The sequence below is a fragment of the Marinobacter sp. NFXS9 genome (assembly GCF_040148665.1).
Taxonomy (GTDB): Bacteria; Pseudomonadota; Gammaproteobacteria; order Pseudomonadales; family Oleiphilaceae; genus Marinobacter_A; species Marinobacter_A mangrovi.
Map to the genome: position 1 here is coordinate 1 of NZ_JAGDDW010000037.1, position 2430 is coordinate 2430.

Below are 2430 nucleotides of genomic sequence, written 5' to 3' on the forward strand. Positions count from 1 at the left end.
GAAAGAACCCCTTGCCGCCACTGGCAATCCAGTATGCCGACTATGCCAGTTGGCAGCGAACAGTATTGGACAAGGATCGTTTATCGACTCAATTGGATTATTGGCGAGAGCAGCTTGAAGATGCTCCAGCGTTGTTGACATTGCCATTGGATCATCCTCGTCCGGGTCAGCAGGACTACGTGGGTGGCAGTATTGAGCTGGAGCTGGGTCCGGAACTGACAGGTCAGTTAAAAAGGGTGGCGCAAGCGCATGGACTGACCCTGCACATGTTGCTGCTTTCAGCCTGGAGTTTGCTGCTGTCGCGCTTGAGTGGGCAGGAAACCGTAGTGATAGGAACGCCGGTGGCTAACCGACCCCGTGCGGAACTTGAAGAGCTGATTGGCTTTTTTGTAAATACATTGGCCATTCGTATTGATGTGAGCTCTGGCGAGGGCGAGCTGACGGTAGCTCAATTCTTCGACAGGGTAAAAGCCCAGGCCCTAGGTGCCTACGCTCATCAGGATGCGCCTTTTGAACAGGTTGTAGAAGAGTTGCAACCAGGGCGTAGTCTAAACCACAGTCCGCTATTTCAAGTGATGTTCGCTTTCCAGAATACGCCAAAGGAAAGCGAACTTGAGTTATCGGGCATGACCTTAAGTGGCTTTGAGGGAGTTAACGCTGCGGAGCAGGGGCAGGCCCAGTTCGATCTGTCACTGACCTTGGGTGAAAGCCTGAGGGAAGGGGGAGCTGTGCTCGTAGGCGAACTCAATTATGCCTATGTCCTGTTCAACCACTCCACGATCGAACGCTGGATAGTTTACCTAAAAACGTTGTTAACGAATATTGCTGAAACCTCAACGATGCTGGACGAACAGCCATTGCATTCGTTGTCGATGCTGCCTAAAGCCGAGCGTGAGCAGTTGCTGTACGGGTTCAACGACACGACGGTGTCCTATCCGCAGGACCGGTGTATCCATGAGTTGTTCGAAGCCCAGGCGGAGCGTCGCCCGGACGCGATCGCCCTGGTGTTTGGTGAGCAACAGCTGACGTACCGGCAGTTGAATGAGAAAGCCAACCAACTGGCTCACCGCCTGGTGGCTGAAGGGGTGAAGCCGGACAGCCTGGTGGGGTTGTGTGTTGAGCGAAGCCTGGAGATGGTGATTGGCCTGTTGGGGATACTGAAGGCCGGTGGGGCCTATGTGCCGATCGACCCGGTGTACCCTGCAGAACGTATTGAATACATGCTGTCAGATTCGGGGGTCTCGTGGTTGTTAACGCAGCAGGCCCTGAAGGGGTGTTTACCCACTGATGATAGGCAAAGGGTTCTGTATCTGGATGAGGAGGGGACTTATGCCGAGCAGCCGACGGTCAATCCAGAGCCGGAGACTTTAGGGCTGCGAGCTTCGCACCTTGCCTACGTGATTTATACCTCTGGCTCTACGGGGCAGCCCAAAGGGGTAATGATAGAGCATGAGGGAGCTGTGAACCACTGTTTGGCGATGGTCGAAACGTTAGATTTAAACGAAGAAGATACGATAGCTCAAACCGCCGGGATAAGTTTTGACATCTCAGTATGGCAGTCAATTACTGCGTTGCTAATAGGTGGAAAGGTTCTAGTTGTTAGTGTTGAAAAGACCCAAGATGCCAGTAAGCTATTTTCTGTTATACATGATGAAGGTGTTACTGTTCTTCAAATAGTGCCAGCGATACTTCGCGCTTTCGCGCAAATAAAGGGCAATACTCTAACGTTGAACCAGCTTCGCTGGCTGTCTATCACGGGGGAGGCCTTCCCGAAGGATTTGGGTGAATGGTGGCTAAAGAATTATCCCAAAATACCTATGTTAAATGCCTACGGGCCAGCCGAATGTTCAGACGATGTGACACTATACACTGTTAGATCTTTGTCTGAAATACAGGGTGGTCAGGTGCCTATTGGTTCGCCTATCTCTAACACTCAGGTATATGTTTTAAGTAATACTCAAGCCCTATTGTCTTACAATGTTGTGGGAGAGTTACATGTAGGTGGGGTGGGCCTTGCCCGTGGTTACTTGAACCGTCCGGAGCTAACGGCCGAACGCTTCATTGCCAATCCCTTCCATGACCCGAGTAATCCCAGCAGCAGTGAACGCCTGTACAGGACTGGGGACCTGGCGCGCTGGTTGCCGGATGGCAACCTCGAGTTCCTGGGCCGCAACGACCATCAGGTAAAGATCCGCGGTTGCCGCATTGAACTGGGTGAGGTTGAAGCACAGCTTCAGCGTCTTGAGCAGGTCAAGGAAGCGGTTGTGGTGGCTCACACTGTCGAAGCGACGGGGGACAAACAACTGGTTGGTTACATCACGCCGGCAGTGCCCCCGGCGGAGGGTGAGGAGCTGGACTTGTTCCCGATCCGCCGTGAGTTGAAGGCGACCCTGCCGGAGTACATGGTGCCCAGCGCGTTGATCGTTCTGG

1 protein-coding gene is annotated in these 2430 nt (G+C 53.1%); it reads left to right on the forward strand.

What is annotated here, in order from left to right:
* Window positions 1–2430: non-ribosomal peptide synthetase (locus tag J3364_RS22495; protein WP_349560398.1), on the forward strand; the 2430-nt coding region annotated here is incomplete at both ends.